This is a genomic window from Brevibacillus sp. Leaf182 (assembly GCF_001423865.2).
In the GTDB taxonomy this organism is placed as follows: domain Bacteria; phylum Bacillota; class Bacilli; order Brevibacillales; family Brevibacillaceae; genus Brevibacillus; species Brevibacillus brevis_C.
Window position 1 is genome coordinate 16,706 of sequence record NZ_LMPN02000018.1, and the last position, 23,944, is coordinate 40,649.

Here is a 23,944-nt window from a genome sequence, read left to right on the forward strand (position 1 = left end):
CCATGCTACTAAACTTCGGTGTGTCGGCTGAACTTCAAAGTGTCAACAGGGCATGTAAGCCATGGATTTCTCTCCATGGTATGATTATAATAAAGGAGAGGTTTTGGAAAGGAGTGAATGTAACATGGATATCATGGATCAAGTACAAGAAGTTCTCGATAAACTGCGCCCTTACCTGCAACGTGACGGCGGAGACGTACAACTCGTTGATGTAGAAGATGGCATCGTGAAGCTGCGCCTGATGGGTGCTTGCGGTAGCTGCCCTTCCTCTACCATCACCCTGAAAGCAGGAATCGAGCGTGCACTGGTGGAAGAAATCCCAGGCATCAAAGAAGTTCAACAAGTATTCTAATCCAGTCACATCGACATGAAAGCAGCTACAGCAAACGCGTAGCTGCTTTTTTCATTTCCCCTTCTCCCTTCCTTTTTCCAAAAAGGCAATGACGCGCTTCCCGTATTCCTCAGGAACTAATGCATAGCTGCGGACATGACCCGCTCGCGGTACGATCCAAATCTCGGAATCTTCGTCCTGGGTCAGCTCAAAGAGTCGTTCGCTATTAACCAGTGGAATCGTCGTATCGCCTGTCCCGTGTATAAAAAGAATCGGTTTGTTCGCTTGCTGGACTGCCTGATACGGATTGACGTCTCGCGGGTTGGCACCTAGCAAAACAGGACATAAGGTAAGGATGAGCCAGTTGAATGGAAAGCGGGGCAGGCCCGTCCACTGCGGCAAGTTCTCAGCCAAGTATTCACGCAAGGAATAGAACGGTGAATCTGCCACAATCGCAGTGATGCGCTCATCCGTTCCACCTACCATCAAGGAGGTTGCGGCCCCCATAGAAAACCCGACGAGACCGAGTTTGTGCTCCGGCTTCTTCGCTGCTGCAAAATCGATGGCCCCAAGCAGGTCTTGCTGTTCTCGAAGACCAATCGTCGTCAGTGCTTTGCTGGACTCCCCTGCATTGCGAAAGTCGAACATCAATACATCAAAGCCAGCCTGAACCAGTCTTGCCGCCAGAGACAATGCTGGCAAGTGTGGCTCTAATCGGTTTTGACTGTACCCATGAGCAAAGACCAGCGTCTTTCCATTCGAAACCCGCCCATTTTTTTCTGCGGACAAGTACCATCCAGCCAACGAAATCTTTGTTTCCCTGCTCGAAAAAACAACGGGCTCCACCTGTTCGATTCCATAATCTCGGGGTTCCATGTGAATCGGTTTTCGTACAGGATGTGTCAAGCTCCAGGTTACGTGAAACGAAACAGCTACTGCTGCAAGCAAGAGAAGCGTGAAGAGTCCTGAAATCAAAACAAAGAACGTGTTCATACGGCAGTTAGTGGTCCCCTTCCACTTAGCACCGCTACGATATTAGCAGCAGCCAGCCTCGCCATCTCTGCCCTCGTTTGCACAGTTGCACTACCGATATGTGGCAATGCGACTACATTCGGCAGTCGCAAGAGCGGGTTATCCATCGGGACAGGCTCGACCGCAAAAACGTCCAGGCCTGCTGCCCAAATTTTTTTATCTACCAACGCTTGGTACAGTGCAGACTCATCGACTGTCCCACCACGAGAAACATTGATAAACACAGCCGTTTCTTTCATGAGCGAAAATTGTTTTTCCCCCATCAACATGCGTGTGTCCTCTGTCAGCGGTGTAAGCAGAACGACGTAATCGGATTCTTGCAGAAGCTCCGCCAAATCAGCATACCGTGCTCCTGTCTCTTGCTCAGCCTGCGGTTTGCGATTCCGGTTGTGATACAAGATCCGCATGCCAAATCCTTTGGCGCGTCTCGCAACCGCTTCCCCAATTCGCCCCATCCCAATAATCCCGAGAGTCGAACCATATACATTTTGCCCAGCCATAAGGGTCGGACTCCACGATGTCCATTCCCCCTGCAATAAAAATCGATTGGCTTCCGTCAATCTGCGGCCTGTTGCCATCAATAAAGCGAAAGCCAAATCGGCTGTAGACTCTGTCAGCACATCGGGCGTGTTGGTTACGATGACCTCGTGTCGTCTGCACGCTTCCAAATCAATATTGTCGTAACCGACCGCCATATTCGCCACGATGCGGAGTCGTTTTGTACACGCCAAAAATTCCTCGTCCACTCGTTCTGTCAGCATGGTCAAGACGGCATCTACATGTTCAATCTTTTCCAGCAACAATTCACGCGGGATCGGCGTATTTTTTGTCCATTGCTCGACCTGGGCTACTTTTTCAAGCATCGCGATCACTTCAGGATTGAGTTTCCTCGTAACGAAAACTTGTTGCTTGCTCATCTTTTTTCCTCCACAACCAATCAATTTGTGGAATGGATACGCCATAATGCTGTGCAATGAATAGCGGGTACTTTCGAAGTCCGTCTTCCATTTTGGTTAGCTCGTCTTCCAACTGCGTTTGCCATGCTTGAATGTTGACTTCCTGACGCTCTTCTACCGGCAACTCCATATAGGTCTCCACGAGCTTCAAAAACCTGCCTGGGTAGAGCATGAGCGCAAAAATCACGGCATATTCATCTGGCTGTAGAGCGGACACGCTGTTGTAGCCGTCGAGAAAGCTGGTCACAGCCTCTTCATTCCAGCCGTTTCGCTTTGTCTCGGCTTTGATCCACTGCCCCACGTCACGAGTACGCATATCAAGAACCCAGTTCCATTCACCTGCCATTAGACGTACATCCTTCTCTTTCCATAGCATATACCCTTGATCAAAATTTTGGTAGGCTACTTTCCCGAGACTAGCTGTTTCCTTCACGACTTTGTCGTATCCAGCATCCAACAAATATTGAACGGACAATTCACCGAGCTGGGTAATGTACGTGAAGCAAGTCAACAAATACTCATCCATTGGCGTGAGCTCTACATTTTCCTCATCCATCTCATCCCGATAATCATTATAATTCCGTAGCTTTTTGCGCCACGTACTCGGCCAGTTGCCAAGAGAGCTAAAGGGGATAAACATCTTGTCAGATGAAAAATCACTCGTGGCCAGGTGGAACTGTGCGAGTGATTGGCCACTGGCATAATATGGATTGTCGGGTACCGCTTCCCGCACGCCTCTGTATAAATAGTAAAGCTGCTCATCATCAACGATGTGAGCCTGCCCGCTTGTTGTGTTCACCAGCTTTAACAGGCGAATGTTCTGCTGTTGACTCAAATGCTGTTTTACTTTCTCAATAAACTTGCTTTTGTATTTATATCCGGCTGGCGCCTCGAACAAGTAGTAAAGGCCTCGATCCGTTTCCAGTACCTTACTTGCCCCCGTCGTGCGATATCCCTGGAGTTCAAATCCGTACTTCTCCTGAAGAAGCTCTTTTTCTTCCATACAGTCGTTCACCCTCCTTGCATACTGCTCTTCTGGCATTGTATGTCGTTAGATCGGGATAGGTGCCTATCTGTATGCAGATACTAGATACATTCATGCCGACTTTCCGGTGGCTGAAAAGTCGGCTTTCTTAACACGCATGTTAAAAAGGAGGAACGACAAGCATGAGTGAACATCCACTAAATAGCGAGAGTTGTCTGGACTTCGTGATTGAGCTGTTGAAAAAACGAGGAGTCAGTATGAACGACATTGCTGAAATTGTCATGTTCCTACAGTCAAAATACATCCCGGACATCACCTTGGACATGTGTCTGGACAGTGTTGCTGCTGTCTTGAAAAAACGCGAGGTCCAAAACGCGTTACTGACCGGGATTCAACTCGACATCCTCGCCGAACAAAAGCAGCTACTGCCTCCGCTCCAGGCGATTATTGAATCAGATGAGCCTCTATATGGCATAGACGAGGTACTCGCCCTCGCCATCGTCAACCTATACGGGAGCATCGGATTCACCAACTTCGGTTATGTAGACAAGCTAAAGCACGGCAAACTCGCCGATCTCAACGACAAGCGTTTTGGTGTCCATACTTTTTTGGACGACCTCGTCGGTGCGGTTGCAGCCGCCGCCTCCAGTCGTATTGCCCACCGCCAGAAGCAGCAGGAGGAATGCGCAGAATCATAATGAGATTCGTTGCTGCCATTCAGGCAAATCTGCCGCAATATGGGTAGGCGCAGCGTGATGCTTGTCTGCTTCTTCACGCGTGGAATAGCCTGTCAAAACGAGTAAGCTGTCCAAGCCGCTGTTGGCTCCTGCCTCAATGTCCGTATATAAATTGTCCCCGACGATCAGCGTGTCTGCCGCAGCAGTACCAAGCTGATCCAAAGCGTAACGGACGATGATAGACTCTGGTTTGCCCATCACGATTGGTTTGGTCGCGGAGGCAACGGAGACGGCTGCCACCAGTGAACCATTGCCGGGGAACAAACCGGCATCCGTGGGCAGGGCTGCATCTGCATTTGTAGCGATAAAAGTGGCTCCTGCACGGATCGCGCGGGCGGCGATCGCCAGCTTTTCATATGAAAAAGCCCGATCAATCCCGACAATGACATAAGCCGGATCTTCTTCTGTAATCACATAGCCTGCATCCGTCAGTTCATCATGCAAGCCTGCCTCTCCAATCACGTAGACGCGTGTACCCGCTGGTGCCTGCTCTCGTAAATAGGTAGCGGTCGCCATGCTTGTGGTATACACGTCCCGAGCCTGTGCTTCTATGCCCATTGCTACCAACCGTTCTGCGACGTGCTGTACAGAGGCTGAAGAATTGTTGGTCAGGAACAAATACGGAATCTGATGTGTTTTTAAGTGGGTGATGAATGCTGCGGCTCCCGGAATCGCTTCTTTTCCCCGATAAATCGTCCCATCCAGATCAAGCAAGTAGCCTTTATATTGCTTCACTTTGGTCCATCTCCCATCTGTTGTCGTAAGCCGGTTGTTCAAGCTCTCCCCTCTTAGTGTAAACCTTCGTCCTTCCTATCGCAAAAAAACAGGAAACGGCCTTCCACCGCTTCCTGCTTTTTGTCTAAATCGTCGCTTTCTCTCATCGCCACAATTCTGTCCAGCCGAACAATCCACGTCAGTCCCGTTATTTTTTGAATCTGACCATGATTGGCGTGCCGTCTTCCAGGTTCATTTCCCCTTTATGACGGACATACACGACCTGGTTTCCCGGAAATGTCGGTGGATTTTTGGGATCAAAATCCCGCCAGTTTTTTTGCTTGCCAACTGCGTACTCCATGTATTGCGTCGCGTTGACAAGCACATTATTATCATCATCCGCCTGTACATCCGGCGGCAACTGCTCGATTTTTCCGTTACGGATGCCAAGCTTCTTAATTACTTTGTCGTGTTGGTAGTCATATGCTTGGATGACGACATCATTACCGTACACTTGCAAGCGCAGCCCTTGCTTGAAAGCCCCTCCATCCGGCGTGACCTTTTCGCCCCCGTCTGGACCGGCTGACATCCATCCCGTTTCAATGCCAGCCGTGTTTACGACGGTAAAGCCGCGTTTGTCTCCGCCTTTGACTTTCTTTTTGCCTGCCCAGTCCGGCAGGTTCAGATCCCAATGGGTGTGGCTTGAGAAGAAAACCACTTGCGGATAGTCTTTCAAGATGTCAAGGAGCTTGTCCACATTCAGGTAATCGTTCTTGTATGGATTTTGTTTGGAGCCCGAGATACTGTCCGGGAGCACATGGTGGGAGAATACAAAAATAGGCTTATTCTTGTCCTTCTTGCTATACCGCTTCAGATTATCTTTCAGCCAATCCAGTTGCTCGTCGCTCATGTATACTTCATCCCACAATTTTGGATCGTGGTATTTCATATATTTTTCTGTACCGAGGAAGAGAAAGGGATATCCATTGATTTCTTTTTGGTGATAAACTTTGTCTTCTCCGCTAAATTGGTAAAAGTTATCGAACAACTCTTCTTCCGTTGTGCCGTTTGGCCAGCTACTTTGTGCAAGCGTTTGGGGATTTTTCCACTTCGGCACATAAAACTCATGATTGCCGATGCTGTACCACACGTTTTCAGGGTGAGGATTTTTATCGAGCACATCTTGCACGGCTTGATATTCAAAATCGTAGCCGCGAGGAGTAATATCACCGTTAATGATCAGCGCTTCGGACTTTGGATTTTCCTCATGGATGTCTTGCAAAACGTGATCAAAATCTCGGAGGTCTCCTTGGATGTCACTGATCACGTCAAAGGTCATCGTCATCTTTTTCTCAGAAAAATTGTCTTTTGCATGAGCGGAATCAACGACTGGCAGGATTCCACCCAACAAGATGGCAGAAGCAGCGATACTTGATACCATTTTTTTCATTACGGATCTCTCCTCATCTGTTTTTCGTCACGACGACAATCCGAATTACCAACATTAACTTGATATCACCCCGCCTTTCTGTTGTTTTTCTGTGTGTTTTGTTGCTTCTTTACACCATAAATAGTAGATGTCCAACATAAAGAAAACGTTAAACCAACATTAAGATTGCTAGAATGGAGCAAAAAGGTACTTAATGCCTGCCTGAGTATAGAAAAAAAGACACAGGACCCTAACCGAATCCTGTGCCGTGGAAATCTTGTAAACAAAAGAAAAAAATCCACCCAACTCGAGTGGACTTTCGTTATGGCTTGCTTATTTCGCTTCCTTGATGTGAAACACGCATTTGTCTCCGCCTTTTGCCATGCACGTGGTTTGCTCGACATTGGCATTCAAAACCCGGCGGAACAAGGAAAGCTCACAGCTACACGCTTGGTTGAATTCACGGGCTACTTGCGAGATTGGGCAATTGAACTCCTGAATCCGATAACCGTCTCCATTTTCGTCCTTTTCCCATTCCACCATGTAGCCTTTATCGTTTTGCAGCTCGGCCAGCTTGGCTACACGATTTTCCAAGTCACCTTGCATGTGGGAGCGATAAGTCTCCTCCAAACGATTCTCGCGGCGTCTAAATAGCATCTCTATTTTGGACAAACCGTCGATTTCCTTTATGTCCTGTAAAAAATCTAATGTCAAATGAGAATAATTGCGCGGAAACAGTTCGTCTGCTTCCTGCGACAATGAATAAACATTCGTTGGGCGCCCCATCGCTTGACGAACAAGCGTAGACTTGATCAAATTATCTCTCTCCAGGGTGTTCAAATGACGTCGAACCGCCATTTCCGTAATCCCTAGCTCGACGGCCATGTCGCTGACAGGGAGTGAACCTTTGACCTTGAGCATGTGCAGGATTTGATCACGAGTGGACGTTCCTTCGTTTGTCATACGTATCACCGTCCTTTCTCCCTATTGTAGTGGATGAAGACGTTTTAGTAAACAAACGAAAGTCTTTTGTATAAAATATCCGCTACGTTGGTGATGGATTGAAAACACTTTTTAAAACAGTTCTTTTTTCAGGAAGGCTCTCACCTGTGGCTCAAACTGACGAATGGTACCGGCAGCCTCTTCTACCAGGCTGTACATCTCATTGACCGGCACACTTGTATAATCATTGACCAGGTGCTTGCGGAAATCAGTTACACGTGTCAGGATCAAAGCCTGTTCATTCGTGATGACTTGCTCATCCCGCAAAATTTCCACGATGTCGCTGTAGCTTCCTGGATCTCGCATAATGAATCCGTCGATCAGTGCGTTTCCGACATCCACTATTCCTTCGATAGACAAGTGCAGGGCTCGCTCCATCGCTGCAACAGCAACTTCATCTGCCAAAACGGCTTTGGCTCCTCGTTCGCTGAGCTTGTCCAACAGATCAAGCATACGAGACATATGTTCCAATACTTGGTCGATTCGTTTTGTATTCACGTCGTACATATATTTCTCCTTACTTTCGCTTTTTTGATTTGCGTTTTGAGTAGTAAACGGTAAACACAAATGTTAGCACCAGGACGAGAAGCACCAATTCCCCTTCCTGCAAATAGGAATTGCTCACCGGTTTCACCTCTTTTCATCCCTCAGTATACCAAATTTGTACGACCTGTCACGAATCACGTTCGTCTTTTGGTGCTGAAAAGACGACTTTTTGATCGTTCACTTTATGTTACAATGATGGGGTGAATTTTTGCCGGCAAGTATAAGGGGAGGAACACACTGTGGAACGCGAATTGGCTCTGGAAATTGTGCGGGTAACCGAAATGGCTGCACTCGCCTCTTCTCACTGGATGGGACGCGGGAAAAAGAATGAAGCAGATGGAGCAGCGACCAGCGCCATGCGCGCCATGTTTGACACGATCAACATGAGGGGTACCGTCGTCATTGGCGAAGGTGAACTGGATGAGGCCCCCATGCTCTATATCGGTGAAAAGCTCGGTAACCCGGAAGCAGGCGGTCCTGAGGTAGATGTGGCAGTTGATCCGCTTGAAGGAACGACGATTGTCGCCAAGGGTCACAACAATGCCATGTCTGTTATCGCCATTGGCGACCGTGGTACACTGTTGCATGCACCAGACATGTACATGATGAAAATGGCCGTCGGCAAACGAGCTGCCGGACTAATCAACCTTTACGATCCCGTGGATAAAATGATAGAGGTTGTAGCAAAAGCAAACAACAAGCGCGTGCAGGATGTGACCGTCATTATTCAGGAACGCGACCGCCACCAGGCGATTATTGACGCCATTCGTGAAAAGGGTGCGCGCGTGAAGCTTTTTGGAGATGGCGATGTGGGTGCGGCGATTGCTGCTTGTCTGCCGCATACAGGGATTGACCTGTTCCTGGGGATCGGTGGTGCGCCAGAGGGTGTGATCAGTGCTGCGGCGATCAAGTGCCTGGGTGGCGATATGCAAGCCCAGCTCAAGCCACAAAACGACAGCGAGCGCGAGCGCTGCATCAAAATGGGGCTCGTCAATCCGGAGCAGCTCTTGACGCTGAACGATCTGGTCAAAGGGGACGACGCCATTTTTGCAGCAACAGGTGTCTCTGATGGAGAGCTGTTGCAAGGCGTGCGCTATCTCGGTGATGATATGGTGGAAACTCATTCGATTGTCATGCGTGCCAAAACCAAAACCATTCGCTTTGTCCGCGCTGTACACAATACCGAACACAAACCAAATCTTTTATGGAAGTAGAGGGATACCTATATGGCAAATGATTTGTTCTACTTGTACGACGAAGCTGAGGATACTCGAACGCGCTTTGTCAGCTTCACAGGCGAAGCTACGCGTTTTGACCTCGCGATTACCACGACCAACCGTTTTTATGGGAAGGCGATTGTCATCAATATTCAAAATGGACGCTCCGCTATTATTGGACATGATGATCTGGAAGAAGAAGGCTATCTGGAATTCGCGTTCAACTTGAATGAGCGTGAAGCAGAAGAATTGAAAGCATTTTTGGAAGCAGCCATTTAATTACCAAAGGAAGAGCCATTGCGGGCTCTTCCTTTTTTATTTGTAGCCCCCGCCCATTTCCTGCTGGACAATGCTCCTTACAGGCGTATGCCTCGTATACTGCTACTGCACAGATGCACAGACAGATAACGAGAGGAGTGCGATTCGCATCATGCAATCTTATCCATACGACCAAAGCTCATACGACCAAAACCAATACGATCAAACTCAATATGATCAAACTCAATACGATCCAAACGAATACGACCAAAACCAATTTGTTCCTGCACAATATGACCAACCTCCTTATTACCCAGCAGACCAGGATTTTCGATACATTCCAGAAGATCAGGCACATCCAGTCTTTTTCCGTAGAAGACGAGGTCCTGAAGTCGTTGTCGTCCCACAGCCATATCCTTGGTGGGGATGCAATACATGCTGGCCTGGCTATTGGCCCACATGGGGCTGGCCTGGTTGGGGTGGACCCGGTGGCTTTGGTGGACCCGGTGGCTTTGGTGGACCTGGTGGCTTTGGTGGACCTGGTGGCTTTGGTGGACCCGGTGGTTTTGGTGGACCCGGTGGTTTCGGCGGACCCGGTGGTTTTTAGATCGAAAAATGAAAAGAGCCCTGAGATACAGGGCTCTTTTTTATGCTTCGGTTATGTTGATTCATTTTTAGGAATCACGCTTTGGTGTATTTGGTCCTGTTGGGACTTTATCGCGTTCGCGATTGGGTTTCAATTGATTGGGACGGCGCTCTCGTGAGTTGGCGTCCTTGCCGTTTTTATCGGGTCGATCCTTTTGAAACTTTGGCTTCTCCCCGCGCTCATTTCTGTTGCGATCAGCCCCAGCATTGTTCTGGCGATCCTGTTTATTTTGACGCGGGTGATAGCGTCTGCGCTCTTTTCGTTCTACATAGGGCGAAGAGCCACCCTCTTCACGGGGAATGTCCTGACGAATATCAATGATGACATCAAAGGCAGCTTCGTCTTGCCCGCTTTGGTCGTCACCGTTGCCAACGTTTGCTTTTACCTTGCGCAAAACGAAGTACGGACAACCAAAATTGCAGAACTCATGCAGGTACTCATCCAAAGCGGCGATCCGCTGCTCGAACGGTACTTTGCGATTAGCGTCAGTATAAAACCCACGAAGACGAAGCTGACCATAGCCCCAGTCCCCTACAATATAATCGTACTTGTCGAGGATATCGCTATAGCGCTCCTTGAACGCTTCAAGGTTCCAGCCGTCTCGATTTACTTCCATGACTTCATAAGTACCGGCTTGCGTGCGAATCAAACTCGCTTCCTCCTTACGCATGTATACTACGTCCATCTTATCATATTTCACGCAACATGAGCTAAATTTCCCACGATAACTGACCTGTGCCTTTGGACATTCTATCGTGTAGGGGGTGTTACCATTGAAAAAGACATGGTTGTATCCTGCAATTGCAGGTATTGTGCTCTTGGCTTCTGGTTGTGCAAATAATGCTGCGCCTAATTACACGCATCCGAACAAGACGATGTCGTACCAGTCTGCTCCGCACGTTCGAAATTTTGATGGAATGCACGTCCGTAACTACGATGGCATGCGCTCGACGAACATCGACGGGTATCATCACACTCGTAATTACACGGGTACAAGCACCACTAATTTCGACGGGCTTCATACCCGCAACTATGACGGAACACGTGATGGACTTCACGTCCGTAATGGCATGGGTCTGACCAACAATGCTGGGATTAACTATGGTGTATATCCAAATGGTGCCTATCCGCATGCAAATGTAAACAACTACAACGCCTACACAAGCGGTATGAGACCGTACAATGCCTTTACGGATCATAAAGCAGGTATGGGTACAGCAGGTGTTTACAATACTCCTACCGGAAGACACCATTCCATTTATCAACAGCATGCTTGGAACCGCGGTGGAGCAGGTGTCATGCAAACCGGAATGCCACACATGGGCTATGCGCAGACTGACCGTCAGCATATGAAAACTGCCAGTGTAACAAACGTCTACGTAGACCGTGATGCATTGGCAAAAGCTGTAGGGAATGTCACTGCAAGTTGCCCTGGTGTTCAGCGTTCTACGGTCTTGGTAACGGATAAAGAAGTTTTTGTAGGTGTGCACACACAAGGAGCAGATGCGCACACAGCGAAAAAACAGGCAAAAATGAACGCCGAATCGGTTTCACCACGCTATTACAAAGTGTATGTTACCGATAATCCGAATGACATCCAAGAAATCGCTCGTGTAGCAAGCCGCTCCAGCAACGTGAGTACAGCGCGTACAGAAGATGCGAAAAGCATTGATACGCTTATCAAGCGTATGGGTGGAACATCCCATAACGTGTCTACTCACAAAGCTACAACCAGTCGCTAAAGCCCTCTCCCCCATGTAGTGAAAAACCCCCTCTTTTCCGCTCGTATGGGCGGTTGAGGGGGTTACTTATTATTGCGCTTTTGGCATAGATTCTTTCGCAATCGTTTCCTTCGCGGCACTCGCCTGCTCGTGAGCGTGATACGAGCTGCGCACTAATGGACCTGACTCCACGTGACTAAAGCCACGCTTCATGCCTTCATCCTTCAAGTGAGCGAATTCATCTGGATGGTAAAACTTTTCTACCTTCAAATGCTTCTTGGTCGGTTGCAAGTACTGGCCAATCGTCATGATGTTGACGTCGACAGAACGCAGGTCATCCATCGTTTCGATGATTTCCTCCATCGTCTCCCCTACACCAATCATCAGACTGGACTTGGTCGGAATGCTCGGCTGGAATTCCTTCGCCTTTTTCAACAGTTCCAGCGTCCGATCGTATTTGGCTCTTGCCCGTACGCGATCTGACATCCGGCGAACCGCCTCAATGTTGTGGTTTAGTACGTCAGGCTTTGCGTCCATGACCACTTTTAACGCATCCCAGTTCCCCATAAAATCAGGAATCAATACTTCCACGGAGGCAAATGGCAGTCGACGACGAATCGCACGAATCGTATCGGCAAAAATCTGTGCGCCTCCATCTGCCAAATCATCACGAGCAACTGAAGTAACAACGACATGCTTCAAACGCATTTGTTCTGCTGCTTCTGCTACACGTTCTGGTTCAGCTATATCCAGCTCCGTTGGTAATCCAGTTTTTACTGCACAAAACCGACAGGCACGGGTACATATATCACCCAAAATCATGAAAGTTGCTGTACCGCTTGCCCAGCATTCATGAATGTTGGGGCATTTTGCTTCTTCACAAACGGTATGTAGCGTCTTCGTGCGCATGGTTTGCTTAAGCTCTTTAAAGCTGGCTAGTTCTGATCCTGAAACAAGGTTGATCTTGAGCCACTCCGGCTTGCGTTGCGTCATAGGGCTCACTCCTCATGTGACATCATGGTACAAGACAATAACAATCTCCATTATAGAGGTTGGATTTCGGAGGGGCAACCTCTTTCCTCCCCCGGAAACAATTACCCGATCCGATGCACGGCATGGTGGTTCCCTTGACGAAGCAATGGCCCAAGCATGCGCAGCTCTCGCTCATGACATGTGAAGAGAAACACCTGCTGTTCTTGTGCCAGCATCACTATATAGTCAAGCGTTCGACGCAGGCGCTCGTCATCATAATGGACAAAGTGATCATCGAAAAAGAGCGGCAATGGCTCCGACTGCTTGGCATGATGCACCAAGGCCAAACGTTGGGCAAGGTATAGCTGATCAATAGTCCCTGTAGAACATTGATCCTGTTCGAGCACCATTTGCTTGGTCGGTTCCAGCAAACGGACGGCAAATCCGTCACGGGGATCGAGTCTGACATCCCGATACGCTCCCCCTGTAATATGCTCGATGATCTCCGAAGCCTGCTGGTTCACAGCAGGTGTGCTATCCCGCCGCCATTCCCCTACTGACTCTTGCAGCATTTCCCGAGCCAACTGAAGGGCATCTCGCTTATTTTGTAGCTGACGAAGTGCTGCCTGCGCTTCCTCAAGCTCATCAGTCGCGCGAGATAATGACAGGCTCTCATGAACCGCCATCTCCCCATTTCCTCTGGCTATTTGTTCCCGCAGTTCCTGTAGTCTTTCCTCAATCTCCACCATCTCGATGCGCAATTTGCCTTGCTCCGTCTCAAGCGCGTTTTTTTCCTGATCCAGCAAGGCCCGAAGTGCCTCACCCCAGCTTGCAGACAAATCGGCCTCCTGCTTCGTTTTGGCCATCTCCGATAGAAGCTGCTCAGATTGTTGCTTGCGTGTGCTTTTCAGTAGCTCTTCCCGTCTTTCCAAAAATGTATCCCAATTACTCGCACCCCATCGCTGAACGAGTGTGGCGAGTTCAGCATCGAGTGAAGCGATCTCTTCTTGTACCCTTTGACTTTCTTGTACCGTATCATGATCTGCTGCCTGTTTAGATCCGCCCGTACTCCCTTTTACTCGGAGCAAGAAAACCCCAAAGCCGAACAACAACAAAGCGGCAGTCACAGAAATTCCTCCCAGAACGGGTTGTCCACTCACAAAGCCGATTCCCCCGAGAACAGATAGTATCCCTGCGCCGACCCACATGAGTACAGCTCCCCGCTTCCTTTTCGCTTGATTGCCTTGTCGGGAGCTGCGTGAGGCTGTACTTCGCGGACTTGTAGAAAGGGCGGATACAGCCAGGGTCGCCAAACGAATATGCAATGCTTCTCGCTGCTTGAGCCATTGTGTGCCTTTTTCATAATCATGTTGTAAGGGAATGAGACGTTCATCACCCTGTTGTACAGCATCCGTCGGCATGTTTACCTGAGTAAAACCGCGTTTTGCCTCTTCGTGAATAGCTAACTCAACCTCAGAGCGAGCTGTTTGCTCCCACCACGCCCAGTCTTGTTGACTGACAGGAGCATGACTTCGTTGCCAGCGTTCCTGCAACGCTTTTGCTTGTCCGGTTGAGCGCTCCAGACGCTGCTGCAATCGGTTCCGCCGCTGCTCTAATTGCTGACATTCTTCTGTGGCTTCCGCGATTTGCAGCGTCAGTTGGCTGATCGTTCGCCACGCTGCTTTTGCGCTTTCCTTCTCCAGCTCTTTTTGGGCCACCTTCGTAGCGGCTTTTCCCAAAAGGGTATTTTCGGCCCGTTCTTTTTTGCCGATGAGGGCAACCTCCCGATCCAGCTCCGCCAAAATTTGTTGGACAGCCGGATTGGCTTCTTCCGCAGTCGTAAAAGTCGGAATCAAATGTTCAGCCGCCTGAAGCGGTTCCCTCCTGATCCATGTCAAATCCGTAAATAGACTGCGTGTAAGGCCCGTATGCTTTTCGATAAAATTCCGTTCCTTGCGTCTGTCTTCCAGATATAGATCCGTCATTTCCGTCCATTCGGGGTCCAAAAAGAGGCGCGCCTCCTCCCGTTCCTTCGTTAACTGGCGATGCAGGCGATAGGTTTTCCCCGCTAATTTGTACGAAATAATCGTTTCATACGAGCCACTCTGCCACGGACGGTATTTTTCATATTCAGGCAAGTATCTCGCTGATTTGACGTAATCGCGCTTCATTCCATACAAGGCAGCGAAAATACCTTGTAGGATCGTTGATTTTCCTGACTCATTGGGGGCATAAAACAGATTGATGCCTGGAGCAAAACGAAAAGTAGCATCCTGCCATTTTCCGAAGCCCCTTAGCACTAGCTCCTCTATTTTCATCGAATGGTCCCCCCAATCCGCGCCAAAGCCTCTTGCTTGGCTAGCCTGACGATTTCTCGCTCGTCCTTATTTTGCGCACGGGACTCTGCCTCTGCCAGTTTGGAAAGCCATCTCCCCCAAACGCCACCCTCTGCGATCAGCTTGTCCTCATCCACATCAGGCCAGGTCCGGTCTGTCAACTGCAGCACAAAAAAACGGGAAAATCGTTGTTGAAGAACGGACAATGGAGGCTGAAAATGCGCAGCACGTTCTCCTGTCAGCGTGATGTACATCAGATCGGAATCCTTTTCCTCTGCGAGTTGCTGCTCCATTCTGTCAATGAGCTGCTCAGTGGTTTCAACTCCTTTTCCTTCGATTTCCAGCTTTCGAATTTTACGTGACTGGACAGGAATCGCCGTGAGCTGCAATCTGCCATCATGATCCAGCTCTCCATACAAGACGTTTCGTTCTCCCGCTTCCTTACTCGTCAATCCTTCTGGAGAGCCTGGGTAAGCTGCGAACGGTTGTTTTTTGACAGGATGCATGAATTGCTCCGGCTTGTGGATATGTCCCATCGCAACATAGTCCATGCCCGTCTGTACGAGCTGCTGCAAGGTTACAGGCGCATACGGATGATGCTCTTCGTCACCTGAATTGGAGAGCACACTGGCATGCAGAACCATCAGATGATGGGCATACCCTTCCAATTTGCCTGGAAACGTATCGAGTGGCGATTCGTACACATGTGGCTGCCCGAAGCCCCAGCCGTAAATCACACACGACTTTTCGGGAAATTCATACACACCCCATTCCGGTGTAAACCAGTAGACGTTTCCTGGCCATTCCAATGTTTGATAAAACGAATCTGCTCGCCACGGATCGTGATTGCCAGGTGCGATAACGACAGGGATTGGTGCGATACTGGCAAACAGATCACGTAAAAACATCGCAGTTGATCGTCTTCCCCCGTGGTACTCTAACAAATCTCCGGCAATGAGCCAGAAGTCTGCTCCCTTTTGCCGAACAAGGTCACGGATTCTTTTCATCGTTTGACGAAAATCATCCTGACGCAGCTCGTAACGCTCCCCCAACATTTGAAGCGGCGCATCCAGATGGACATCCGCTGTATGAATAAATGACAGCAAGACCAATTTCACTCCTCACATGAAACAGACGAACATACTTTCCCTTTATGATACAGAGGAAAAGGCTGGATGAAAAGCATCTGTCAGAACGAAAAAACTTCCGCCAGTAATGACGGAAGTTTGGAGTATTGGTTTTCACTTGAGCAATTGGAGGAATTCACGCATGAAGCCTGGCAAGTCTGGCCATGCGTGTCCGGAAACAAGATTGCCATCGACATGGAGTGTTTCTGTTTGGTAGATCGCTCCGCACGCTTCTACATCGGGTCTGCATGCCTGATAAGCTGTGATTTCACGTCCAGCTAAGTGCTCGCGAACAATAGTCAATACTTGAGAGCCATGGCAGATGGCTGCGACTGGCTTGTTCGTCTCGAAAAAGTGCGCCACAATCGGCTTCAGGTGTTCATTGAGCCTGATATGCTCAGGTGCTCGTCCACCCGGAATAATCAAGGCGTCAAACGCCTCAGGGTTAATGTCTGAGAATGCAACATGGGCGGGAAGCTGATAAGCTGGCTTTTCTGTGTATGTCTCACTGTGTGCTTCGAAATCATGGCAAACGGTGTGCAGGGTTTTCACGCTTGGTGCTGCAATAACCGTTTCATACCCTTCTTCTAAGCAGCGGTAATACGGATAGAAAACCTCCAGTGCCTCTACAGCGTCACCTGTTACAATCAACACTTTTTTGCTCATCACACAGCCTCCTCAGGTCGATTTTTTAAGGAATACACTCCTCCTGATTTCAATTCTTTGGCTGTACGGTGTGCTCCTGCCTCCTTTCCTGCAAATTTACAAAACTTTCCTCAACAATTGCCAAAAAGCTTTCCAAAAGTATCTTGGATAATCCACTCCAACTGGTAGAAACTACAACAAAAGACTACGAGGCTGGAGGGAGACGGCATGCGAGTTTTCCGCCTAATCATTCAGATCAGCTTGTGCGTGGTTGCAGCTATTTCACCACTAGAATCCGTCGCCGGAATTGCTCCGTCCGCCAATAAGCAAGACCCGGTTCTTCAAGAGCGCTTGCAAGTTTTTTTGCGCTTGGAATCAATGTATGGTATTCCGTGGAATTATTTAGCAGCCATTGATCAATACGAGCGAACCATGAAAATACGCCGGAAAAAGCAGGAGCAAGAAAACGTTTCGCGGCTAACAGCTTTGGACATACCTAGCGAACGTTGGGCAGGTGCATTTAATCCTGATGCAGAGGATACGAATCCGGTATCCATTCAATTTTTTGAAGGCATGGGGATGGATGGCGATGGCGATGGTGTCGCAGATCGTCACAACGATCTTGATGCACTCACGACCTTCATTCATTACCTATCCCAATACGGCTTCTCCCACCAGGATTGGCAAATTGGTCTCTGGTCGTACTACCAGCGGGATCGTTCCGTAAAGACGATCAGGCAGTTCGCGCAGGTGTATGCAAAGTATCAACACCTGGACCTAGATGAGCGGCATTTTCCTATCCCCGCGAGGTACGATTACAGCTACCGCAGTACATGGGGGGCTCCGCGCGGCTGGGGTGGGCGTCGTATCCACGAGGGGACCGATATTTTTGCGAGTCACGGCACCCCTGTACTCAGCACAGCGTACGGAGTCATCGAAGTAATCGGCTGGAACAGGTTTGGCGGATGGCGAATCGGCATGCGCGATATGGGCAATGTGTATCATTACTTTGCCCATCTGTCCTCGTTTAAAAAGGGGTTGAAGCCGGGTGACATCGTGGAGCCGGGTGAAGTCCTTGGATATATCGGCAGCTCTGGATATGGGAAGCCCGGCACCTCAGGCAAATTCCCTCCCCATCTGCACTACGGTATGTATCGGGAAACAGGTGGAGCAGATTGGTCATTTGATCCCTATCCGTATTTACGACGCTGGGAGCGGCAAAAGAAGCGGCAATGAAGTCGCTTCTTTTTTTATGAGCAGCTCTTTTGATTGACAGACATCTTTCGTAAAAATACAATAAAAGCAGAAAAACTGGACAATCGTCCAAAAAAGAGGTGAGAAAGTGACTACCCAGAAAAAAGCCGAAGCAAAACGGGCATTTCTGATTGAGCAAGCGACTGCTTGTCTGGCTGAAAAAGGGTATGCACATGTTTCCTTGCGTGACATTGCCAAGGAATCTGGCGTCTCACTTGGCATTCTGCATTATTACTTTGCAAGCAAAGAAGAGCTTTTACTCGCTGTTATCTCTAGCTACAAAGGACGTTTTATGGAGGAGTTGGAACGCGAAGTGCTCGCAGCTCCATCTGGCGAATGGTCAGCAGCTCTAGCCCGTGTCTTGTGCCGGAGTCTACAAGAGGATCGGAAGCTGCATCGGCTCTGGTATGACTTGCAGGTACAGGCCATGTACGTTCCTGCGTTTGGTGAACAGGTAAAAGGGATTCGGTCCCGTCTGCATCAGCTCATCTCTCGAATGCTCGTACGATTGCAGCGCGAAGAACAATCTTCATTGACCATAGACGAAGATTATGCCATCTCACTCATTTACTCTGCAATCGACGGATTCCTTATTCAATTTTTGCTCGATGAGTTACAGAAGCCGGAAGAAGCGATTGCCCGTTTTGAACAGGCCTTTGTCCATTTGATGCATACATTCTTCTCTTCTGAATCTTTATCTTCTGAATCGAGGTGAATCATAATGGCTGTCATGTCCATGCAAAATCCCGCCACTGGTGAGCTACTTGGCTCTTTACAGGAAGCGACTCCAGAACAAGTAGAAGACGCGATGGCACGCGCGCGTCTTGCCTTTCCAGCTTGGTCCACTACTTCGTTGGCTGAGCGTCTGGACTATTTGACACGGTTGCGGCACTATTTGGTCGATCACGGTGAAGAAATCGCCCGAAAAATTAGTGAGGCTACCGGAAAAGTTACATTGGAAGCGTACATGACCGAAATTTTCGTCACTGTCGACACGATTCGTTTTTATGAAAAACATGCCTATCAGATGCTGGCCGATCAGCCGGTACCAACCTCTATCGTGCTGTGGCCGAAAAAATCGTATATTCACTACAAGCCAATGGGTGTCGTCGCGGTCATCTCTCCGTGGAATTATCCGTTTCAGCTTGCCATCATTCCTGTATTATCTGCCCTCGTAGCAGGCAATACCGTTATTTTAAAACCTTCCGAGGTGACTGCTTCTACCGGACTGCTCATTGAAGAGGTGTTTTCCGCTGTTTCTATGCCGGATGGTGTCGTGACCGTCCTGCATGGGGGACGCGAAGCTGGACAGGCGCTGGTAGCTGCGCGCCCAGATAAAATCTTTTTCACAGGCTCTGTCGCGACAGGCAAAAAAATTATGGCGGCAGCGTCGGAACATTTGATCCCGGTAGAACTGGAGCTAGGCGGAAAAGACCCGATGATCGTGTTTGAAGACGCTCATTTGGAGCGGGCAGCAAATGGCGCGGTGTGGGGGGCTTTTACGAACTCCGGACAGGTATGTATGTCTGTCGAACGGCTTTTTGTCCATGAAAAGGTATACCCTGAATTTCTCAAGCTGGTTACCGAAAAGACAAAGGCATTGCGCCAAAGCTATCCGAATCAGGCCGAGGTCGGTTCGATGACGTCTTCCCAACAAATCGGCATTGTCCGCGAGCATGTAACCGAAGCACTGGCTACGGGCGCGACCGCAGTCACGGGAGGACTTCCTTCCACTGGCAGCATGTATATCGCGCCGACCATTCTCACAAACGTGACATCTGACATGAAAATCATGCGGGAAGAAACCTTTGGTCCAGTGTTGCCGATCATGACTTTTGCCACCGAAGAAGAGGCTGTTCGACTGGCTAACAGCTCACCGTACGGGCTGAATGCCTCGGTATGGTCAGCCGATCAAACAAAAGCGGATCGCGTAGCTCGTCAGCTCGACAGCGGCAATGTGTGTATCAATGACGTCATTATCAGCTACGCCAATCCCCATCTTCCTTTTGGCGGGGTCAAACAGAGTGGCATCGGCCGTTATCGTGGACCTTCAGGGTTGCAAGCCTTTACGCACAGCATTTCTGTCATCCATGATCCGGGTAAACGCAAGCGCGAGTTCAATTGGTATCCGTATACGAAAGATCAGGAGCTCACCTTTATTGGTTTGACGAACCTGTTGTACGGCAAGCTCCAAAACGTAAATCGCCGGACTTTGGGTGCAATCTGGCGCGAATTCAAGCGTCTGTTCTAACCACCCCGGAATGCAGCTACTCCTTATTTCAGTGTGCCAAAGCCGACTACATCCACATGAACCTCGACGTTGAATTTCGCTTTTTTATAAAGGGCGAGACCCGTTTCGCGTGTCCACTTGCCATAATACTTTTGGCGAATGCTCTCCTCGAGCTGCGCCGGGTCAACCCCTTGCTTTTGAAAACGCACCAGCATCTCCATGCTTTCCTTTTTGATCCGTTTCTCAAGCTCCTGAACCATGGTCCGATATTGAGCCCGCTTCTCCAAATCCTTGCTGCCTGAATAGCCCACTAGCATCCCTCTTACCCGAAGCTTGATGTTGATGACAGGCTTTTTCAGGCTGCCATTGCTGCTTACTTTCGTTTTTGCCCGCACAAAATCGAAAACGACCTTTTCCGTTTGTTTTTTACCTGTCTTCGCCTCGTGCCGGAATTCGAAGCTCATACGGGGCAAGCGCTCTCTACCCAGAAACCCCTGAACCAGCTTCCCCTCTCGCTGTGAGTACATTCCGATCATCTTGTCTACGCGAAAAAGGGCCGCCTTGGTGATCTGAATCTCTCCGTCACTGTGGATAAGATAAGGAAGATTGGGGTCCATCGTGTTGCTGGTCATCATAAAAACAAAATCGTGAATGGTCGCAAAAGACGAAAAGGCCGTTTCTACTCGCGGACGGAGCAAGTTGTTCAAATACGTATTGATTTCCGGCCTGTGGTTATAGGTTCTTTTGATGACATCTTTCGCTTTTCCTTTTACGATGGCAATGTATACATTTTCTCCTACAATCGGATTGCGATAGAGATCAAGAATGACTTTTCCGATCCCTACTTTGCGGGCGTATTCTTCACTGAACAAAATCACACGTAATTGTGAGAGGGACATGGTCCTCTCTGCTTTTGTCGCGAGATTCAGCATTGCCTCGCTCGTCATGGAGGCATACGTAGTGTATACCTGCGTAGATTCCTTATTTTTGGAGGGAACCGGTACTGATACGGTGACATCAATCTTTTCACGATCCACATAATCGAAGCCCATAACCCCAATCATGGCCATGTCTTCCAGTGCCGGCCGTTCGAGTTCTCCCCCACAACCGCAAAGGCTGAGCAAAAGGATAACCGTAACAATGAACCAGCTCGCCCTCTTCATGATACCCGCTCTCCTCTACCGAACCTCAAGGAATGAAGCAATAACAAAAAAATCGGCCATAAGATCAATCCATAGGCCATATAAACAGTCACCTTGTCATAAATATAGCGTTGTTTTTCTACAGATAATGGCCCCACAATGAATAGAAACGAAATGATTGTCGGTAAAAGCAGATGCCACAGCTTCGTCTTGTCTGCCATTTCTTCCAGACCGGTACGGGCAACCCACAAGTATCCCGTACTCGTGCTGAGAATGAGAAAGACCCAGAGACCAATCCCGAGATTTTCGATCCGCTCCAAAAAAGACAGCTCTACAGCCTTAAACAAATTCAAAATGGGATAAATGAGATTGTCCATTTGCCATTCAGAAAAATAAGCTACGCTTGTGATCAGGATCATGACGTACAACAAAACCACGATCCATACCCCAATCAGTACATGCTTGTGTGCCTTGTTCTTCTCTTGGATATATGGGTAAAAAAACAGGACCAATTCATACCCAAGCATGCTCGCGTAAGAATTGTGCACCGTTTCGGCTATACTGCGCCAATCTGTATTAAAAAGAGGAAAAATATGCGTGAATCCTCCCTTTTGAAAGCCGTACTGCAATAGAAAAACCATCCAGCCCGTAAAAAAGAACGTTAGCAGACAAAAACGCGCGATCAATTTGATGCCGCCGTTCGTAATGTAGACCATGACCAATGTTAATCCAAACAGTGGCAGTGTGGCTGTCTGATTGCTCAGCATGGAGGTTTGAACCAGCCTGACGTATCCTTCATTGGCGGTAGATACGTTTAAAATGGCGTAGACGATAATCAGGATATTGAAACAGCGTCCCAGCCATTTTCCCAACAGCTTCTCATGAATCCGAAACAGATTATCCTCTGGATAACGTCGGCACAGGGCCATCATCGGAAATAGCGTTAAGCTGACGATGCATCCCAGCAAAATCGGAGACCACCACAGATTGTAGCCCATTTTGCTCGCATGGTGAGCCAGTCCAAGTAAATTAACCCCCACCATCGTATTCATAATCAATCCGATTACCAGGATCGGATTCAGGCTGTGAATTCTCCCTCTATCCATCTCCCTAGTCCTCCCCAACTGGCCGGACATGCTTCTGCTTTGCCCGGGACATGCGGTTTCGATTGACGATAAACCTCAATGGCGCACGTACGAGACTATTCATCAAATCGGTCCATTGACGCGGAACTCCCGGGGTCATGTACGGAGTCCCGAGCGAAGTCAGATTGAGCAAGTGTGCGAATAAAAACGCCAGTGCCAGCATCTGGCCGTACATGCCCAATATACCTGCCATCAAGATAAAACCATAACGAACTAGCCGAATCGCATTACTCATCAAAAAATTGGGTGGCACAAAAGAAAGCAGCGCTGATACAGAAACAAGGACGATCAGGATATTACTGGCTAACCCTGCTTGTACGGAGGCTGTCCCGATCACGATACCGCCAACGATACCGATTGTTTGTCCGATTTTAGTCGGCATGCGTATCCCTGCTTCTCTCAAAATCTCGATGACGAGCTCAATAATGAGTACTTCAATCACGGGTGGAAAAGGCACCCGACTGCGTGATTCTGACAAAATCGTCAGCAAAGCGGGTGGAAGCATTTCCGGATGATACGTCAAGACAGAGACGTAGCTGGAGGTAAGCATGATCGTGATAAATAAACCGAAAAAGCGAATCATCCGCAGCAAGCTGGCCGTTGACCATCGATTGTAAAAGTCTTCGGGGCTGCTAAACATCTCCAGAAAGGAAGTCGGACAGATAGCAGCATCCGGACTGCCATTCAGCATGATCACGATCCTGCCGTCCAACAAGGCTGCTGTTGCATTGTCAGGCCGACCGGTCAAGCCAAATTGCGGGAACGGAGAGTACGGCTTGTCCTCCAGCATTTGCTTTAAGACCGGCATTCCGACAAATCCAGGGTAAATGACATTGTCGAGCCGTTTTTTCACGCGCTCCACATTTTCTGCATTCGCGATGTTGTCCAAATAAATCACGGCTACCTTGTTCTGTGCTTGGGTGCCAATCGTGTAGCTCGATACTTTCAGATGAGGTGTAGCCAGTCTTCTCCGAAGCAAGGACAAATTGATCTCCAGCATTTCAACAAAGGAGTCTTGCGGTCCAAGGACGGTCGCCTCCGTCTCGGATTTCGTAATGGAACGATGCGCGACCTGAAATGTATTCACATGCAGAATGAGATCCCTTTCCAGGAAAAACAAGATGGTATGACCACGTAGCAAGTTACTCATCAACGTCTCCATATCGTCGAGAAGACATTCCTGTGAAAAAGGGAGCACTTGCATCGGATCTTTACCGTCGGAACGCTGCAACGGAAGAAAGACATTCTCATAAATCCGGGAAACATCCACCAGCGTATCGAGAAAAAAAACGTGTACCTCTTCGTCATTCATCTTCAATGACAAGCTGCTGAGGTCATCCACGTTTTGCATGCATTGTTTTACCATTTCCGGTGTAATTTGTTCGCTTCGCCGCGCTTGATCCGAACCCTTGTGCCGCTTTGCTTGTATGGCCTCTACCTGCGCTCTCCACCACTCAGTCGGCTTCACGCTAGATCCCCCCTTTTTTCAGGAAAATCTTTCTTACTTTGGCCTGTCCGT

The 23,944-nt window shown here is 48.8% G+C and carries 25 protein-coding genes; 9 read left to right on the plus strand and 16 right to left on the minus strand.

All coding sequences use genetic code 11. The annotated features are described in order from the left end of the window. Positions 1–124: 124 nt before the first annotated feature. Complete coding sequence (locus ASG16_RS07840) at positions 125–352, plus strand: NifU family protein (RefSeq protein ID WP_007715787.1); 228 nt, start codon at positions 125–127, stop codon at positions 350–352. A 51-nt stretch (positions 353–403) separates the two neighbouring features. On the opposite strand, the gene ASG16_RS07845 is transcribed toward ASG16_RS07840, so the two are convergent. From ASG16_RS07845 to ASG16_RS07855, 3 genes are read right to left on the minus strand one after another with little or no spacing between them, the layout of a single operon-like run. Next, positions 404–1,324: an alpha/beta hydrolase gene (locus ASG16_RS07845; RefSeq protein ID WP_056491776.1), complete on the minus strand. Its 921-nt coding sequence runs from the start codon at positions 1,322–1,324 to the stop codon at positions 404–406. After that, positions 1,321–2,280: a 2-hydroxyacid dehydrogenase gene (locus tag ASG16_RS07850; RefSeq protein WP_056491779.1), complete on the minus strand. Its 960-nt coding sequence runs from the start codon at positions 2,278–2,280 to the stop codon at positions 1,321–1,323. The genes ASG16_RS07845 and ASG16_RS07850 overlap by 4 nt, the downstream gene beginning before the upstream one ends. Next, complete coding sequence (locus ASG16_RS07855) at positions 2,237–3,322, minus strand: YutH/CotS family kinase-like spore coat protein (protein ID WP_056491782.1); 1,086 nt, start codon at positions 3,320–3,322, stop codon at positions 2,237–2,239. Before ASG16_RS07855 ends, ASG16_RS07850 begins: the two co-directional genes overlap by 44 nt. Before the next feature lie 164 nt (positions 3,323–3,486). Between ASG16_RS07855 and ASG16_RS07860 the strand changes: the two genes are divergently transcribed. Beyond that, positions 3,487–4,002 carry a phosphatidylglycerophosphatase A family protein gene (locus tag ASG16_RS07860; protein ID WP_056491785.1) on the plus strand — a complete coding sequence of 172 codons (516 nt, stop codon included), beginning with the start codon at positions 3,487–3,489 and terminating at the stop codon, positions 4,000–4,002. Here ASG16_RS07860 and nucF read toward each other — a convergent pair. From nucF to ASG16_RS07885, 5 genes are all read right to left on the minus strand, one after another. Continuing rightward, positions 3,997–4,776 (minus strand): 5' nucleotidase NucF, encoded by a 780-nt coding sequence (gene nucF / locus ASG16_RS07865; RefSeq protein WP_056492405.1) that lies wholly within the window; start codon positions 4,774–4,776, stop codon positions 3,997–3,999. The genes ASG16_RS07860 and nucF overlap by 6 nt on opposite strands. Positions 4,777–4,963: 187 nt before the next feature. Then, positions 4,964–6,205 carry a DUF4073 domain-containing protein gene (locus ASG16_RS07870; RefSeq protein ID WP_056491788.1) on the minus strand — a complete coding sequence of 414 codons (1,242 nt, stop codon included), beginning with the start codon at positions 6,203–6,205 and terminating at the stop codon, positions 4,964–4,966. A gap of 312 nt (positions 6,206–6,517) precedes the next feature. Then, positions 6,518–7,147 carry a helix-turn-helix transcriptional regulator gene (locus ASG16_RS07875; protein ID WP_007715773.1) on the minus strand — a complete coding sequence of 210 codons (630 nt, stop codon included), beginning with the start codon at positions 7,145–7,147 and terminating at the stop codon, positions 6,518–6,520. A 111-nt stretch (positions 7,148–7,258) separates the two neighbouring features. Beyond that, the gene (locus ASG16_RS07880; RefSeq protein WP_056491791.1) at positions 7,259–7,693 is read right to left on the minus strand and encodes a DUF86 domain-containing protein; all 435 of its coding nucleotides are present in this window, start codon (positions 7,691–7,693) and stop codon (positions 7,259–7,261) included. Positions 7,694–7,703: 10 nt separating this feature from the next. After that, complete coding sequence (locus tag ASG16_RS07885; protein WP_016742285.1) at positions 7,704–7,811, minus strand: hypothetical protein; 108 nt, start codon at positions 7,809–7,811, stop codon at positions 7,704–7,706. Positions 7,812–7,971: 160 nt separating this feature from the next. Between ASG16_RS07885 and glpX the strand changes: the two genes are divergently transcribed. The 3 genes from glpX (at position 7,972) to ASG16_RS07900 (ending at position 9,814) form a co-directional block, all read left to right on the plus strand. Continuing rightward, a complete protein-coding gene (gene glpX, locus ASG16_RS07890; protein ID WP_048034537.1) occupies positions 7,972–8,946 on the plus strand; it encodes a class II fructose-bisphosphatase in 975 nt (324 codons plus the stop codon). A gap of 12 nt (positions 8,947–8,958) precedes the next feature. Next, a complete protein-coding gene (locus tag ASG16_RS07895; protein WP_048034538.1) occupies positions 8,959–9,228 on the plus strand; it encodes a DUF3055 domain-containing protein in 270 nt (89 codons plus the stop codon). A gap of 151 nt (positions 9,229–9,379) precedes the next feature. Then, positions 9,380–9,814, plus strand: coding sequence for a hypothetical protein (locus ASG16_RS07900; protein ID WP_082517259.1), 435 nt, complete (start codon positions 9,380–9,382; stop codon positions 9,812–9,814). Between the two features lie 67 nt (positions 9,815–9,881). Here ASG16_RS07900 and ASG16_RS07905 read toward each other — a convergent pair whose 3' ends face one another. Continuing rightward, positions 9,882–10,538, minus strand: coding sequence for a YutD family protein (locus ASG16_RS07905; protein ID WP_056491800.1), 657 nt, complete (start codon positions 10,536–10,538; stop codon positions 9,882–9,884). Positions 10,539–10,617: 79 nt separating this feature from the next. Between ASG16_RS07905 and ASG16_RS07910 the strand changes: the two genes are divergently transcribed. Further along, positions 10,618–11,595: a YhcN/YlaJ family sporulation lipoprotein gene (locus ASG16_RS07910; RefSeq protein ID WP_053079625.1), complete on the plus strand. Its 978-nt coding sequence runs from the start codon at positions 10,618–10,620 to the stop codon at positions 11,593–11,595. A 69-nt stretch (positions 11,596–11,664) separates the two neighbouring features. On the opposite strand, the gene lipA is transcribed toward ASG16_RS07910, so the two are convergent. The 4 genes from lipA to ASG16_RS07930 form a co-directional block, all read right to left on the minus strand. Next, positions 11,665–12,567 carry a lipoyl synthase gene (lipA, locus tag ASG16_RS07915; protein ID WP_056491803.1) on the minus strand — a complete coding sequence of 301 codons (903 nt, stop codon included), beginning with the start codon at positions 12,565–12,567 and terminating at the stop codon, positions 11,665–11,667. A 101-nt stretch (positions 12,568–12,668) separates the two neighbouring features. After that, positions 12,669–14,864, minus strand: coding sequence for an ATP-binding protein (locus tag ASG16_RS07920; RefSeq protein WP_056491806.1), 2,196 nt, complete (start codon positions 14,862–14,864; stop codon positions 12,669–12,671). Further along, positions 14,861–15,988, minus strand: a complete 1,128-nt coding sequence (locus tag ASG16_RS07925) for a metallophosphoesterase family protein (protein ID WP_056491809.1) — start codon at positions 15,986–15,988, stop codon at positions 14,861–14,863. The genes ASG16_RS07920 and ASG16_RS07925 overlap by 4 nt, the downstream gene beginning before the upstream one ends. A gap of 135 nt (positions 15,989–16,123) precedes the next feature. Beyond that, positions 16,124–16,675 carry a DJ-1/PfpI family protein gene (locus ASG16_RS07930; protein ID WP_056491812.1) on the minus strand — a complete coding sequence of 184 codons (552 nt, stop codon included), beginning with the start codon at positions 16,673–16,675 and terminating at the stop codon, positions 16,124–16,126. Between the two features lie 207 nt (positions 16,676–16,882). Between ASG16_RS07930 and ASG16_RS07935 the strand changes: the two genes are divergently transcribed. The 3 genes from ASG16_RS07935 to ASG16_RS07945 all read left to right on the plus strand — a co-directional run bounded on the left by ASG16_RS07935 (position 16,883) and on the right by ASG16_RS07945 (position 20,159). Next, on the plus strand, positions 16,883–17,890 hold the full coding sequence (locus ASG16_RS07935; protein ID WP_056491815.1) for a M23 family metallopeptidase: 1,008 nt from the start codon (positions 16,883–16,885) through the stop codon (positions 17,888–17,890). A gap of 106 nt (positions 17,891–17,996) precedes the next feature. Further along, positions 17,997–18,623 carry a TetR/AcrR family transcriptional regulator gene (locus tag ASG16_RS07940; RefSeq protein ID WP_056491818.1) on the plus strand — a complete coding sequence of 209 codons (627 nt, stop codon included), beginning with the start codon at positions 17,997–17,999 and terminating at the stop codon, positions 18,621–18,623. A gap of 6 nt (positions 18,624–18,629) precedes the next feature. Continuing rightward, on the plus strand, positions 18,630–20,159 hold the full coding sequence (locus ASG16_RS07945) for an aldehyde dehydrogenase family protein (RefSeq protein ID WP_056491821.1): 1,530 nt from the start codon (positions 18,630–18,632) through the stop codon (positions 20,157–20,159). Between the two features lie 23 nt (positions 20,160–20,182). Here ASG16_RS07945 and ASG16_RS07950 read toward each other — a convergent pair whose 3' ends face one another. From ASG16_RS07950 to ASG16_RS07960, 3 genes are read right to left on the minus strand one after another with little or no spacing between them, the layout of a single operon-like run. Continuing rightward, positions 20,183–21,301, minus strand: a complete 1,119-nt coding sequence (locus tag ASG16_RS07950; RefSeq protein ID WP_056491824.1) for a Ger(x)C family spore germination protein — start codon at positions 21,299–21,301, stop codon at positions 20,183–20,185. Further along, a complete protein-coding gene (locus ASG16_RS07955; RefSeq protein ID WP_056491828.1) occupies positions 21,298–22,386 on the minus strand; it encodes a GerAB/ArcD/ProY family transporter in 1,089 nt (362 codons plus the stop codon). The genes ASG16_RS07950 and ASG16_RS07955 overlap by 4 nt, the downstream gene beginning before the upstream one ends. A gap of 4 nt (positions 22,387–22,390) precedes the next feature. Then, positions 22,391–23,893, minus strand: a complete 1,503-nt coding sequence (locus tag ASG16_RS07960; RefSeq protein ID WP_056491831.1) for a spore germination protein — start codon at positions 23,891–23,893, stop codon at positions 22,391–22,393. Positions 23,894–23,944: the final 51 nt, after the last annotated feature.